General features: G+C 36.6%; 7 protein-coding genes, 2 rRNA genes and 2 pseudogenes. 3 read left to right on the top strand and 8 right to left on the bottom strand.

The window, feature by feature from the left end:
* Positions 1-62: 62 nt before the first annotated feature.
* The 4 genes and pseudogenes from CLV00_RS09725 to CLV00_RS09710 form a co-directional block, all read right to left on the bottom strand.
* Positions 63-1909, bottom strand: a pseudogene (locus CLV00_RS09725) (CocE/NonD family hydrolase).
* A gap of 135 nt (positions 1910-2044) precedes the next feature.
* Positions 2045-4077, bottom strand: a pseudogene (locus CLV00_RS09720) (cytochrome c biogenesis protein CcdA).
* Positions 4077-5387 (bottom strand): tRNA lysidine(34) synthetase TilS, encoded by a 1311-nt coding sequence (gene tilS, locus CLV00_RS09715; protein ID WP_099714976.1) that lies wholly within the window; start codon positions 5385-5387, stop codon positions 4077-4079. Before tilS ends, CLV00_RS09720 begins: the two are co-directional and overlap by 1 nt.
* Positions 5388-5414: 27 nt before the next feature.
* On the bottom strand, positions 5415-6701 hold the full coding sequence (locus tag CLV00_RS09710) for an anthranilate synthase component I family protein (protein ID WP_099714974.1): 1287 nt from the start codon (positions 6699-6701) through the stop codon (positions 5415-5417).
* A gap of 142 nt (positions 6702-6843) precedes the next feature.
* On the opposite strand from CLV00_RS09710, the gene CLV00_RS09705 reads away from it, so the two are divergent.
* Both CLV00_RS09705 and CLV00_RS09700 read left to right on the top strand, forming a co-directional pair.
* Positions 6844-7248, top strand: coding sequence for a VOC family protein (locus tag CLV00_RS09705; protein ID WP_099714972.1), 405 nt, complete (start codon positions 6844-6846; stop codon positions 7246-7248).
* 38 nt (positions 7249-7286) lie between these two features.
* Positions 7287-7667, top strand: a complete 381-nt coding sequence (locus tag CLV00_RS09700; protein WP_099714970.1) for a DoxX family protein — start codon at positions 7287-7289, stop codon at positions 7665-7667.
* Between the two features lie 95 nt (positions 7668-7762).
* Here the strand turns inward: CLV00_RS09700 and lpdA are convergent, their stop codons facing one another.
* Both lpdA and CLV00_RS09690 read right to left on the bottom strand, forming a co-directional pair.
* Positions 7763-9166: a dihydrolipoyl dehydrogenase gene (gene lpdA / locus CLV00_RS09695; protein ID WP_099714968.1), complete on the bottom strand. Its 1404-nt coding sequence runs from the start codon at positions 9164-9166 to the stop codon at positions 7763-7765.
* A 151-nt stretch (positions 9167-9317) separates the two neighbouring features.
* Positions 9318-9776, bottom strand: coding sequence for an Lrp/AsnC family transcriptional regulator (locus tag CLV00_RS09690; RefSeq protein ID WP_099714966.1), 459 nt, complete (start codon positions 9774-9776; stop codon positions 9318-9320).
* A 274-nt stretch (positions 9777-10050) separates the two neighbouring features.
* Between CLV00_RS09690 and CLV00_RS09685 the strand changes: the two genes are divergently transcribed.
* Complete coding sequence (locus CLV00_RS09685) at positions 10051-11277, top strand: aminotransferase class I/II-fold pyridoxal phosphate-dependent enzyme (protein ID WP_099714964.1); 1227 nt, start codon at positions 10051-10053, stop codon at positions 11275-11277.
* Positions 11278-11736: 459 nt separating this feature from the next.
* Here CLV00_RS09685 and rrf read toward each other — a convergent pair.
* Positions 11737-11846, bottom strand: a 5S ribosomal RNA gene (rrf, locus tag CLV00_RS09680).
* 147 nt (positions 11847-11993) lie between these two features.
* Positions 11994-14876, bottom strand: a 23S ribosomal RNA gene (locus CLV00_RS09675).
* Positions 14877-15006 lie beyond the last annotated feature (130 nt).

The raw sequence follows: 15006 nt of genomic DNA, 5'->3' as shown, positions 1-15006 counted from the left end.
AAAAAAGGCTGCCTTTACAGACAGCCTCATTTGAATTTTGATATTTATTTTACTTTTAGTCTTTATTTTAAAACCGTAAACTCAATTTTTGAATCATTATAAATTCTATGCGTTTGTTTCTGAAAATCCTCTGGTTTAGCATAAAATATATTGTCTACAAACGTTTGCGGATTCAAATCAATTAACGGAAACCAAGTACTTTGAACTTGAATCTGGATTTTGTGTCCTTTTTTGAACGTATGAAAAACATCTTGCAATTTGATATTTACTGCCGTTTTCTCATTGGCAACAAGAGGCTCTGGTTTTGAAAAACTATTTCTGAAACGACCTCTCATTACTTCACTGCGCACCATCATATGGTAATTACTCATCTTTAAATAAGGAGCAACTTCTTTTGTTTCCGGTTCATCATTCGGGAAAACATCAATCACTTTTACAATCCAATCTGCATCAGTTCCTGTAGTGGAAACTTGCAATTTAGCCAAAATTTCTCCAGCCAATGTAGTGTCATCAGCCAAAACCTCAGTTTCAAAAACTAGCACATCAGGACGTCTCGCCGCAAAACGCTGATCATCCGTCATGTATTTTCTTGGCGTAAGCCCTTGCTGTTTAATATCCTCAGAATAAGGAACCGGTTTTTTAGGATCACTGATAAATTCTTCAAAGGCAAAATTCTTCTTTGCCATTTTTGACAATCGGTTATCTTGCAAAAAGAAATCTTGCTTTGCCGTATTTTGAGGAGGCCAAACTGCAAAAGTCTGCCACTCTTTTCTACCAGTATCAAAAACATAGGCTTCCGGTAATTTGTTTTCACCTTTCCCATTATTTTTCAAGAAATGACGGAAGAAATTAGCTTCAATATTTTTTTGATAATATCCGGAAATACTGTCGCCAAAATTAATATTACCAATCACTTGTTTTGCAGAATTTCTAGCCCAATCTCCATGACTCCAAGGTCCCATAACGATTGTATTATAGTTTTTACTACTCTTTTCAATGGTACTATAGGTATTTAAAGGACCGTATAAATCTTCTGCGTCAAACCAACCTCCTACTGTCATTACTGCTGGTTTGATATTTTTTAAATGTTGTAGAATTCCACGTTTTTGCCAAAAATCATCATAACTGGAATGGTCTTTCAGCTGCTGCCAAAATTCATCTTCCTTACCGTAATACTTGTCTAAATTAGACAAAGGTCCTGCATCCAAGAAAAACTGGTAGTCATCATTAGTACCTGTATTCGTGAATTTATACCAAGGTTCCGTAGTACGTTTTGTTTTTTGAGGTCCAAATAATGGCGTTACTTTCCAATAACTCAACAAATATGCTCCATTATGATGAAAATCATCAAAAAAGAAATCAGCAATACACGCCTGTGGAGAAACTGCTTTTAATGCAGGATGATTACTCAATAAAGAATAAGTGGCATAAAATCCAGGGTAAGAAATCCCCAAGTCCCAACATTCCCATTATTATTAGCCACATTTTTAACCAGCCAATCAATCGTATCATACGTATCCGAAGCTTCATCGGTATCTTTTTTTCCTTTTTTATTTGGAATAAAACCACGCATATTATCGTATAAACCATCGCTCATGAACCTGCCACGAACATCTTGATAGACAACAATATATCCTTCTTTCATCATGGTTTCACTTGGAGAAATACTTCTCTTGAACTGATTTTCTCCGTAGGGTCCTGAATTATAAGGCGTTCTTTGCATTATAATTGGATATTTTTTAGAAACATCTTTAGGGGTGTAAATCGAAGTAAATAATTCTGCTCCGTCACGCATTTTGATATGCACTTCTTTTTTGGTGTAATTATCCGCAACATAATTTGCTGCTTTATCTTGGGCAAAAAGAATTGCGCCAATAAAAAAAAGAGAAATGCTAAGTAGTTTTTTCATAAGTTTTCTTGGATTAAATAATTTTTAAAGATAAAAAATCTCTCCAAATAAAACCTACATAAATATAATTTTATATGCTATAAAAGCAACGTTTTAAAATATCTTTAAAGTCCAAATCAGGAACAAAAAAAAGGCCTATTCGGCCTTTTTAAATTTGTCAATTCCTTCTCTTAACCAACCTTTGTATGTATTGATGTCTGAGTTATAACTTTCTGGTTTGTCAGATAACATATTTCCTTCCTTGTCTAATATGATGTAATACGGTTGTGCATTGGCTTTAAATTTAGTGATTTGAAAATCACTCCATTTGTTTCCGACACTTACAATTTCTTTACCCGTTTCTTTGGATACATATTGCTCGCTTTTTGGTAATTCTCTTTTATCATCAACATACAAAGAAATCAAAACTACTTCATCTTGTAATATTTTTAAAATCGCAGGGTCTGACCAAACGTAATCTTCCATTTTTCTGCAATTCACGCAAGCATATCCTGTAAAATCAAGCAAAATAGGTTTGTTTACTGATTTGGCATAAGCCAATCCTTTTTCATAATCTTCAAAAGCAATAAGATCGTGTGGTCCTAAATGTGCGCCTTCCGGCAAAATTTGGGCTGATGCATTCGAACCACCTTTTGAGTTTCCTACACCGTATGGACTTTCACTATACGTCATTGGAGGTGGAAAACCAGAAATTAATTTTAGAGGTGCTCCCCAAATTCCGGGAATCAAATATATTGTAAAAGCCAAAACTACTAATCCCAAAGACAATCTTCCTACCGAAATATGATTCATAGGGCTATCATGCGGAAGCGTAATTTTTCCGAATAAATAAAATGCCAGTGTTCCAAAAATAGCAATCCAAATTACCAAGAAAACTTCTCTTTCCAAGAAATGCAATTGCAATACTAAATCTGCATTTGACAAAAATTTAAATGCTAATGCCAATTCTAAAAATCCTAAAACCACTTTAACAGTATTCAGCCATCCACCTGATTTTGGCAATGAATTCAACCAACCCGGAAACATCGCAAACAACATAAAAGGTAAGGCTAAAGCCAATGAAAATCCTAACATTCCAACAATTGGCGCAATTCCCCTTTAGAAGCAGCTTCAACCAAAAGTGTTCCTACGATAGGTCCTGTGCAAGAAAAAGATACAATTGCTAATGCCAAAGCCATGAATAAAATTCCAATTATTCCGCCTCTGTCTGCTTGATTATCGACTTTATTAGCCCAAGAATTAGGCAACATAATCTCAAAAGCACCCAGAAATGAGGCAGCAAAAACAACTAACAGAATAAAGAAAATAATATTAAACCAAACATTCGTAGACAACGCATTCAATGCATCAGCACCAAAAATCCAAGTCACTAAAAAGCCTAAAACTACATAAATAAATATGATGGCAATTCCATAAATAATAGCATTTCTTATTCCTTTCGCTTTTGTTTTACTTTGTTTTGTAAAGAAACTTACCGTCATAGGAATCATCGGGAAGACACATGGCGTAAGCAATGCAGCAAATCCAGATAAAAAAGCAATGAAGAAAATAGACCACAATCCTCTTTGTTTTGAAGGTTTAGAATCTAATACAGGAACTTTTTCAGGAGTAACAGTTCCTTCCCTAATTACATCTGTATTTACAACTGCAGTGTCAACTTTGGCTGAATCTATTGCAGTTAAATCAGATGCTACAGAAGCTATTTCTGCTGTTTTGGAAGCTGCGGGAATCGTAAAGGTGAAACTTTTCTCCATATTGATGCACGCTTCTTTACAAACCTGATAATTCAAATTGACTTCAATTTTAGTAATCTTTGGGTTTGTAATTGTAATTTCTTGTTGAATTTGAGCCTTTTTCTCAAAGTATGTTTCATTAACTTCAAAAATATCATTGAAAGCTGTAGTTGTTTTGCTTTCTTTGGCTTTGCCAACTAAATTAAAGTTACCTTTTTGATTTTTGAAAATAATTTCCAAAGGCAAAGATCCGCCTTCAGCTGTAAATTGGGAATACATATGCCAATCTTTTTCTATGATGGCATTAAAAGTAAGTATATAATTATTCTCTGATTTTTTTTCTATTTTGGTGGTCCATTTTGCAGGATCAAGAATTTGGGCATTTCCATTGGCAAAAGCCAAAAAAGCAATAAGTATAAATAGTAGTTTCTTCATTATTCTAATTGTATTTTAAGTATATTCTTTGTTGTATTATCTATTCTAAAGCGTTCATCTTGACGAACATTAATAATCCACACTATTTTATCATTCGAACATAAAAGCCAGGTGTTTTCCTTTTCCAGTAATGATAATTTTTCATCTTTAAAAAGCTTGCTCACTTTCTTCGATTTACCATTCATCCCAAAAGGTTGAAAACTATCTCCCTCGCTCCAATGGCGCAAAATCAATGGATATTTTAATTTATCAGCGTCCACAAAGATAGTTTTATTTGAAACGATACTAATGTCAGCTACTTTACAAAATGAAAGATTTAAGGGAATATTAACTTCTTTTTGATTTTCAGCAATAGAATATTCCTCCTTTTCATTTGCAGAATTTATCGGGCTTAGGATTAAGGAATCTCTGTCTTTCAATAATCGGAATTCAGAAGAAAAAACGTATTTCCCAGATTGGCTTTCAACCAAATCATAAATATCATCCCAAGCCGAAAATTCAAATTCTTTCAGCCATTGGTATAAATACGATTTATAATTTGGTAATTTTTTTAATTGCTGCAAATCAAAATAAATAGCTTCATTATCTTGCTTTGCAACTTGCTGATAAATCATGATAGAAGCATCTTCAACCATAACTTGTGCTTCTTGCAAATAGGTTTGCGTTTTATGAAAGGAAGAAAGAAAATTAGGATTCAATTCCTTTAACATTGGAACCAGATGATGACGAATCTTATTACGAAGGTATTTATCCGATGCATTACTGCTGTCTTCGCGCCATTGAATGTTATTTATTCTGGCATATTCTTCCATTTCCTCTTGGCTAAATGCCAAAAGTGGACGAATTACTTTTTCGTTCTGTTCCGGAATCCCAATCAAACCTTCTAAACCTGTCCCTCGACTGAGGTTGATTAGGAAAGTTTCCAGATTATCATCGGCATGATGCGCGGTAAGAATATAATCGAATTTTTCGGTTTCCAATAATTCATAAAACCAGTTGTAACGCAACTCACGGGCCGCAACTTGTGTAGATATTTTATAATCTTCTGAGAAAGCTTTGGTATCAAATTGTGTTATAAATACTGGAATATTATTTGTAGCAGCATAGTCCTGAACAAAATTCTGATCTTCAAAACTTTCCATTCCACGCAATTGAAAATTACAATGTGCGATTCCTATTTTATAATCTAATTGCTGCAACAAATGAACCATAACCATACTATCTTTCCCGCCGCTTGTGGCAAGAAGTATTTTTTTTCCGTTCAAGAACTGAAAATTATGAAGAAGATGGTTTTGGAATTTCTGTAGCATGTTCAAATTTAATTAATTCATTTTGATTTAACTTAAAACTTCTCGCATAGCTTTTGCTTTAAGCAAACATTCTTCATACTCGTTTTCAGGAATTGATTGTGAAGTTATTGCACTCCCAACCGAAAAAGAAACATATTTTTTTTCTTGATTGTATAAAATGCTTCGGATAACCACATTGAAATCGAAATCTCCGTTTGGTACAAAATACCCTACTGCTCCACTATATAAGCCTCGTTTTGTTTCTTCCAGCTGCTCAATGATTTTCATCACCGAAATCTTTGGAGCACCAGTCATACTTCCCATCGGGAAAGTAGTTTTTAAGGCATCTACAGCAGAATATTGAGCATCTATTTTTGATGTTACCGTTGATATCATTTGATGGACTTGCAAAAAAGAATAAATTTTACATAACTCTTGTACTTCAACGGAACCTTTTTGTGCCGTTCGAGACAAGTCATTCCGAACTAAATCTGTAATCATAATGTTTTCGGCTCTTTCTTTTGGGTCTAAAGCCAATTGCATTTTTGATTTTTCATCTTCAATTGGATCTGAAAAACGTTTAGCAGTTCCTTTAATCGGTTGTGAAATAAGTAGCTCTCCTTCTTTTTTTAAATAGCGTTCCGGTGTTGCCGAAAGTAAAAAGTGTTTGTTGTTTTTAAAAAAAACAGCAAATGGAGGCTGAGAAATTTCGTTGAGTTTTATAAATTTTTTAATTGGATTAATGATAGCATTTTCGGCAAAAAACTCCATACAAAAATTAGCTTCATAAATATCACCTTGATGAATGTGTTCTAATATTTTCGAAACCTTTTCAAGATAATTCTCTTTTGATATTCGTTGTTGAATTTTTATTGTAGCTTCAGCTTCGACTTTTGACTTTAGGCTTTCGACAATTTCTTCAAAATCTTCCTCAACTTCATCGTCACACATATTGAGATATCGAATTTCGAGTTGATTTCCTTTCAATAAAAACAGCTTCTTAGGTTGAAAAAAATACAAATCGGGAAAATCTAAGCCGTCAAAATTAGTAGATTGTAACTGCTCGATATCATTTTTTAAATCATACGATAAATAGCCAAAAAGCCAGTCTTTGGTAATTTGCTGGTATTGTTTTAAATCTTCAAAAGCATTGTGATAATCCGTCTTTATTGCGGTAAAGGCATCAACGGCAAGAACACAATCATAACTGGAATAGTTTTGCGGATAATCATTACTGTCTAAATAAATGATTTCTCGAAACTGTTGAGACCAAAATAAAAGTTGCTGTTTAAACAATTTTGGATCAGAAATAGACTTGTAAATTGAAGTTCTCAAAAAGTATTGGTGTTTAAAATTCAAAATTACAATAAAAAATAAACCTTCAATAACTGATTATACTAAAATTAGTTTATTTTTTTGTAAATTTGATAGTGCATGATAAATTTTGGCTTCTTTTAATCGTCTAATCATTCTCATTATGGCTTCAAAAATTTTCATCAATTTAGCTGTTAAAGACCTAAAAAAATCAATTGATTTTTTTACTTCACTTGGATTTTCTTTCAATCCACAATTTACTGATGAACAGGCTACTTGTATGATTATAGGAGAAAATATTTTTGCTATGCTAGTGACAGAGCAACGATTTAAAGACTTTACCAAAAAAGAAATTTGCAATGCCAATAAAAATACCGAAGTTTTACTTGCAATGGATGCCGAGAGCAAAGAAAAAGTAGATGAAATGGTCAAAAATGCAGTTGATGCAGGTGGTTCAATTTACATGGAGCCACAAGATCATGGATGGATGTATGGACATAGTTTTGCCGATTTAGACGGGCATCAATGGGAAATTTTCTATATGGATGAAAGTGCTATTCCCAAATAATAATTCTCAAATGTGTAACCTCTAAAAAACCATATACTATGAAAATTGCAATTATTATTATCCGAACTTTAATTGGACTTTTGCTACTTTATGCGTCTGTAAGCTTCTTTCTAAAACTAGCACCAGAACCAGAAGTTACTGGAAATTTCAAGGCTTTTAATGTGGGCTTAGTTGCGTCTACTTATTTGATCCCTTTGGCAAAATCAATGGAATTCCTTTGTGGATTATCCTTTATTACCGGACGGTATGTCACATTAGCCAATATCTTAATATTACCAATAACCATAAACATTTTATTTATTAACTTTTTCTTATCCCCGGAAGGAATACCAATCGCTGTGTTCTTATTTTTAGGGAATCTGTTTTTAATTTATAGTCATTGGGAAAACTATAAAGGTTTATTTATAGCTAAAGGCTAAGTAAACTCAACTCATAACAAATAAAGAAACCCGTTCAATTGAACGGGTTTCTTTATTTTTAAAAGAGAATTAATCTCTCAATTTAGACTTTCTAATTATACATGCAAAGCTCTATTATCCGTAGCGGCTAATGCAGCTTCTTTTATCGCTTCTGCAAATGTTGGATGTGCATGTGACATTCTTGAAATATCTTCAGCAGATGCTTTGAATTCCATTGCTGTAACTGCCTCAGCAATTAAATCCGCACAACGGGCTCCAATCATGTGAACTCCTAAAACTTCATCCGTTTTAGCATCAGCAAGAATTTTTACAAATCCGTCTAAATCTCCACCTGCACGAGCACGTCCTAAAGCTTTGAAAGGAAAACTTCCTGCTTTGTATTCTACACCAGAAGCTTTCAATTGCTCCTCAGTTTGCCCTACTGCAGCCACTTCTGGCCAAGTATAAACAACACCGGGAATCAAGTTATAGTCAATATGTGGTTTTTGACCCGCTAATATTTCAGCAACCATTGCTCCTTCTTCTTCTGCTTTGTGCGCTAACATAGCTCCACGAACAACATCTCCAATAGCATAGATATTAGGAACGTTAGTTTGTAAATGATCATTTACTTCAACCATTCCTCTATCTGAGATTTTCACTCCAGCTTTATCAGCATTCAATCCATCAGTAAACGGACGACGTCCCACAGAAACCAATGAATAATCTCCTTCAAGAGTAATTGTTTCTCCTTTTGCATTTTCAGCTTGAACAACAACACCTTCGCCATTTCTTTCTACTGATTTCACTTTATGAGAAACGTAGAATTTCATACCTTGTTTCTTCAATACTTTTGTCAGTTCTTTAGACAATGAAGCGTCCATTCCAGGAATGATTCTGTCTAAATATTCTACTACAGAAACTTGCGCTCCCAATCTTAAATACACTTGACCTAATTCAATCCCAATTACTCCACCACCAATAATCACTAAATGTTTTGGTACTTCTTTAAGTTTTAAAGCTTCAGTAGAAGTGATGATTCTTTCTTTATCAATTTTGATAAAAGGTAAAGAAGAAGGCTTTGAACCTGTAGCGATAATGATATTTTTAGCTTCGATAGTTTCAGAAGTTCCGTCTGCTTTTGCAACAGCAACATGCGTAGCATCTACAAATGAACCCAATCCTTCCAGAACTGTAATTTTATTTTTATCCATTAAAAATTTTACACCACCTGAAGTTTGATCAACAACAGCTTGTTTACGTGCAATCATTTTTTCTAAATTCACTTTTACTTCACCGGAAACTTCAATTCCGTGATCTGCAAAATGAGCAATTTCACTGTAATGATGCGAAGAAGCAAGCAATGCTTTTGAAGGAATACAACCTACATTCAAGCAAGTTCCTCCAAGAGTGGAATATTTTTCAATAATTGCTGTTTTGAAACCCAATTGTGCACAACGAATTGCTGATACATATCCGCCTGGTCCAGAACCTATAATGACTACGTCAAATGAACTCATAGTATATTTTTTTATTGTGTTTTTATAAAATGTTGCACAAAATTAAGGAATTAAGTTTTGTTTAAAGTTTAATTCAGAAGGTTTTTTGTTACGAATTTTTAGTAATTAACATTTACTTATCATTGAATACCGCTTTAAATTCACATTTATTCTAAATATCAACAACTGTCGTGTTTTTTACTTCACTAATCATGAATGTGCTGTGTGTACTTCCAATATGTTCCAATGTGGTTAATTTTGTAACCAAAAACTCCCGATAAGCTTCCATATCTTTAACTACTATTTTTAGTATATAATCATAATCACCACTCACATGATGGCATTCAAGGACTTCTTTAAGTTTTACCACTTCACTTTCAAATTTGGTAAGAAACTCTTTGGTGTGTTGTATTAACTTAAGATGACAGAAAACCACAAAACCTTTTTCGACTTTCGAACGATTGATTAACACGACATATTTATCGATAATCCCTTCTCTCTCCAGTTTTTTAATGCGTTCGTAAACGGCAGTAACTGAAAGATTAAGTTTTAAAGACAATTCCTTAGTTGTTTTTTTGCTGTCGGATTGCACTAAAAAAAGTAATTTTTTATCGATGGCGTCTAATGTCATTTTTATTGAAATTTGAATTGAAATAAAATCTATATAAATCCTTTTTGAGAAGCTAATTTAGAAAATTAAATCATATAATTTAAATTTAGTAGTTTTAAAATCTAATATTAAGTAATAGTATTGATTATTAATCTATAACACTGTTATTTTGAATAGATTTTATTCAGACCGAAATCGCATAGCCCTGATAGCAGCGACATCCTTTTATTCGCCACGGCGAATAAAAGATATAGCGAATAGCAGGAATAGCTTCAAATAACAATAAAAAATAATTATGAAAAATTTCAATCCCGCAGACAACATTCAGGATTTACAGTACTTTGGCGAATTTGGTGGCGTAAATCCATCCATTTCAGACTCCTCAACCTATACCTTTTTATCGGCAAAAACAATGTTCGATACTTTTGAAGGCAATATGGAAGGCTGTTACTTGTACTCACGTCATTCCTCCCCGAGTAATTTATACTTAGACAAAGCATTGGCAGCGATGGAAGGAACGGAAACCGCAAATGTTTCAGCATCAGGAATGGGGGCGATTACTCCTACGTTATTGCAATTGTGCGGCTCGGGAGATCACATCGTTTCCAGCAGAACTATATATGGCGGAACGTATGCTTTCTTGAAGAATTTTACGCCAAGATTGGGCATCAAAACTACTTTTTTAGACATCACAAAATTAGACGTTGTGGAAGCTGCAATTACTCCAGAAACTAAAGTTTTATACTGCGAGACGGTGAGTAATCCTTTACTGGAAGTAGCTGATATTGCCGGTTTGGCAAAAATTGCCAAGAGACATAATTTGAAATTGGTTGTCGATAATACTTTTTCACCATTATCAGTTTCTCCTGCAAAGTTAGGTGCTGATATTGTAATTCACAGTTTAACGAAATACATTAACGGAAGCAGTGATACAGTGGGTGGTGTAACGTGTGCTTCGCGAGAATTTATTGATAGTTTAAAAAATGTGAATAGTGGTGCCAGTATGTTACTTGGTCCAACAATGGACAGTTTGCGATCTGCCAGTGTGATGAAAAACTTACGCACATTACATATTAGGATGAAACAACACAGTCACAATGCGATGTATCTTGCAGAGCGTTTTGAAAAAGACGGACTAAAAACGGTTTATCCTGGTTTGAAAAGTCACCCAAGCCATGAATTGTATTCGTCAATGATTAATCACGAATATGGTTTTGGTGGGATGATGACCTTAGATGTTGGTACTTTGGAAAAAGCAAATGCACTGATGGAATTGATGCAAGCTAAAAATTTAGGCTATTTAGCAGTGAGTTTAGGATTTTATAAAACCTTATTCAGTGCTCCAGGAACTTCAACTTCTAGCGAGATTCCTATGGATGAACAAATAGAAATGGGATTGACTGATGGTTTAATTCGATTTTCTATAGGTTTAGATAATGATATTGAAAGAACATATCAAATGATGAAGAAATGCATGATGGAATTAAATGTACTCACATCAGAATCAATTTTGACAGAATAGTTATTTATTATATAATTTGAAAAAGCAGCAAAATATTTTGCTGCTTTTTTGTTGCTTAATTATTAGTAAACAAGCAATAAATTAAGAGTAATCAGGTTTGAATAAAATCATTGAAAATAATTCTCTTCAATTCTCTCTTTGATATAATCAACCTCTATGTAAATTATTCTAGAGATTCTTAATTTTACTCAAGCAGTAACTCACTTAAATTCAATGCTATATAAATAAAAACTAATTACAATATGCGACTCATTTGAATCTTCATTCCTATTTGAATAGTTTATAAAAATTCAACCTTATCAAACACAAAAAACCCTTGTCACATATATGATTAGGATTTAAAAGAATCCAAAACAAGTTCAGATTAAAGAAAGGCAACGAGTCGAGGCGTTAGCCGAACACGTCTTACCGCTGTAAAACAAAAAATCCTCATCAAATGAATGATGAGGATTCTTCAAAGAAAGGCGACGACATACTCTCCCACATAACTGCAGTACCATCTGCGCAGGCGGGCTTAACTACTCTGTTCGGGATGGGAAGAGGTGAGCCCCGCCGCAATAACCACCTTAAGAGGTTATAATTGCTTTGGGCAATTATTGTAACAATTAACAATTTATCATTGATAATTAATTACATAATATCTTAACATACTGAGATAAAGAAAATAAAAAGTATTAGAAAGTTTCTTCTCCCGTCCCGAAAGACGGGAGAAAAGCGTACATAAGCTTACGGGTTATTAGTACTACTCGACTATGACATTACTGCCTTTACATCTATAGCCTATCAACGTGGTCATCTCCCACGACCCTTAAAAGAAATCTCATCTTGTGGTGGGTTTCGCGCTTATATGCTTTCAGCGCTTATCCCTTCCAAACGTAGCTACTCTGCGATGCCACTGGCGTGACAACAGATACACTAGAGGTTTGTCCAATTCGGTCCTCTCGTACTAGAATCAGATCCACTCAAATTTCTTGCGCCCACAGTAGATAGAGACCGAACTGTCTCACGACGTTCTGAACCCAGCTCGCGTGCCACTTTAATGGGCGAACAGCCCAACCCTTGGGACCTTCTCCAGCCCCAGGATGTGACGAGCCGACATCGAGGTGCCAAACCCCCCGTCGATATGAGCTCTTGGGGGAGATCAGCCTGTTATCCCCGGCGTACCTTTTATCCTTTGAGCGATGGCCCTTCCATGCGGAACCACCGGATCACTATGCTCTACTTTCGTACCTGATCGACCTGTATGTCTCTCAGTCAAGCTCCCTTATGCCATTGCACTCTACGCACGGTTACCAAGCGTACTGAGGGAACCTTTAGAAGCCTCCGTTACTCTTTTGGAGGCGACCACCCCAGTCAAACTACCCACCAAGCAATGTCCCCCGCAAAGCGGGGTTAGGCCTCAGATAAACAAAGGGTTGTATTTCAACAATGACTCCACAACGCCTAGCGACGCCACTTCACAGTCTCCAACCTATCCTACACATCATTTATCCAAGGTCAATACTAAGCTATAGTAAAGGTGCACAGGGTCTTTTCGTCCCACTGCGGGTAAGCGGCATCTTCACCGCTACTACAATTTCACCGAGCTCATGGCTGAGACAGTGTCCAGATCGTTACACCATTCGTGCAGGTCGGAACTTACCCGACAAGGAATTTCGCTACCTTAGGACCGTTATAGTTACGGCCGCCGTTTACTGGGGCTTCAATTCAATGCTTCTCCGAAGATAACATCTCCTCTTAACCTTCCAGCACCGGGCAGGTGTCAGGCCCTATACTTCATCTTACGATTTTGCAGAGCCCTGTGTTTTTGATAAACAGTCGCCTGGACCTCTTCACTGCGGCCAGCATTGCTGCTGGCGACCCTTCTCCCGAAGTTACGGGTCTATTTTGCCTAATTCCTTAGCCATGAATCTCTCGAGCACCTTAGGATTCTCTCCTCGACTACCTGTGTCGGTTTGCGGTACGGGTACTTATTACCTGAAGTTTAGAGGTTTTTCTTGGAAGCCCTTAGGCGCACTATCTCTTTGTCCGAAGACTCCGAGTACTATCGTATTTCCCCAAGCCGCGTGGATTTGCCTGCGCAGCTTATAGGTAGGTACTTCAACGAACTATTCCGTCAGTTCGCGGCGCTTTCATCACTCCGTCACCCCATCACAGTAATAACTAGTACGGGAATATTAACCCGTTGTCCATCGACTGTCCCTTTCGGGTTCGCCTTAGGTCCCGACTAACCCACAGCTGATTAGCATAGCTGTGGAAACCTTAGTCTTTCGGTGTGCGGGTTTCTCGCCCGCATTATCGTTACTTATGCCTACATTTTCTTTTCTAACCAGTCCAGCATGCCTTACGACACACCTTCTACCCTGTTAGAATGCTCCCCTACCACTTGTAATAAATTACAAATCCATAGCTTCGGTAATATGTTTATGCCCGATTATTATCCATGCTCGTCCGCTCGACTAGTGAGCTGTTACGCACTCTTTAAATGAATGGCTGCTTCCAAGCCAACATCCTAGCTGTCTGGGCAGACAAACCTCGTTCTTTCAACTTAACATATATTTGGGGACCTTAGCTGATGGTCTGGGTTCTTTCCCTCTCGGACTTGGACCTTAGCACCCAAGCCCTCACTGTTATGAAACATTATATAGCATTCGGAGTTTGTCAGGAATTGGTAGGCGGTGAAGCCCCCGCATCCAATCAGTAGCTCTACCTCTATATAACTTTACGCATAACGCTGCACCTAAATGCATTTCGGGGAGTACGAGCTATTTCCGAGTTTGATTGGCCTTTCACCCCTACCCACAGGTCATCCGAAGACTTTTCAACGTCAACCGGTTCGGACCTCCACACTGTGTTACCAGCGCTTCATCCTGCCCATGGGTAGATCACACGGTTTCGCGTCTAACACTACTGACTAAAGCGCCCTATTCAGACTCGCTTTCGCTACGGATCCGTGGCTTAACCACTTATCCTTGCCAGCAACGTTAACTCGTAGGCTCATTATGCAAAAGGCACGCCGTCACCCCACTAAAGGGCTCCGACCGCTTGTAAGCGTATGGTTTCAGGATCTATTTCACTCCGTTATTCACGGTTCTTTTCACCTTTCCCTCACGGTACTGGTTCACTATCGGTCTCTCAGGAGTATTTAGCCTTAGCGGATGGTCCCGCCAAATTCAGACAGGGTTTCACGTGCCCCGCCCTACTCAGGATACCACTATCGTTATCTTCTATTACTTATACAGGGCTATCACCTTCTTTGGCTCTACTTTCCAGTAGATTCTAATTCTATCCGCAACAAATAACGTGGTCCTACAACCCCAACATTGCCGTAACAACATTGGTTTGGGCTAATCCGCGTTCGCTCGCCACTACTTACGGAATCACTTTTGTTTTCTTCTCCTCCGCCTACTTAGATGTTTCAGTTCAGCGGGTTTGCCCACCTATCGGTGTACTATGTCTTCAACATAGTGGGTTGCCCCATTCAGGTATTTACGGATCGTATCGTGTGTGCCAATCCCCGTAACTTTTCGCAGCTTATCACGCCTTTCATCGCCTCTGAGAGCCAAGGCATCCCCCATACGCCCTTATTTTGCTTATTGTACCAATCTCGTTAATTAAAACGAGACCGTTTCTTTACTTGTCTAATGATAAACAAGTAAAAATGCTTTCTACTTTTTATTATTTTCTTATCTCAATATGTCAATGAACTTTTTTCTAGTGATTAGCCCT

The sequence above is a fragment of the Flavobacterium sp. 11 genome (assembly GCF_002754315.1).
In the GTDB taxonomy this organism is placed as follows: Bacteria; Bacteroidota; Bacteroidia; order Flavobacteriales; family Flavobacteriaceae; genus Flavobacterium; species Flavobacterium algoritolerans.
Note: the sequence above shows the minus strand (reverse complement) of the source record. Positions and strands in the feature narration are given on the sequence as shown.

Excerpts from the sequence above, each read along its gene's own strand:
- tilS (WP_099714976.1), bottom strand. The coding sequence starts at position 5,387 with ATGCTACAGAAATTCCAAAACCATCTTCTTCATAATTTTCAGTTCTTG.
- CLV00_RS09705 (WP_099714972.1), top strand. The coding sequence starts at position 6,844 with ATGGCTTCAAAAATTTTCATCAATTTAGCTGTTAAAGACCTAAAAAAA.
- CLV00_RS09700 (WP_099714970.1), top strand. The coding sequence starts at position 7,287 with ATGAAAATTGCAATTATTATTATCCGAACTTTAATTGGACTTTTGCTA.
- lpdA (WP_099714968.1), bottom strand. The coding sequence starts at position 9,166 with ATGAGTTCATTTGACGTAGTCATTATAGGTTCTGGACCAGGCGGATAT.
- CLV00_RS09690 (WP_099714966.1), bottom strand. The coding sequence starts at position 9,776 with ATGACATTAGACGCCATCGATAAAAAATTACTTTTTTTAGTGCAATCC.
- CLV00_RS09685 (WP_099714964.1), top strand. The coding sequence starts at position 10,051 with ATGAAAAATTTCAATCCCGCAGACAACATTCAGGATTTACAGTACTTT.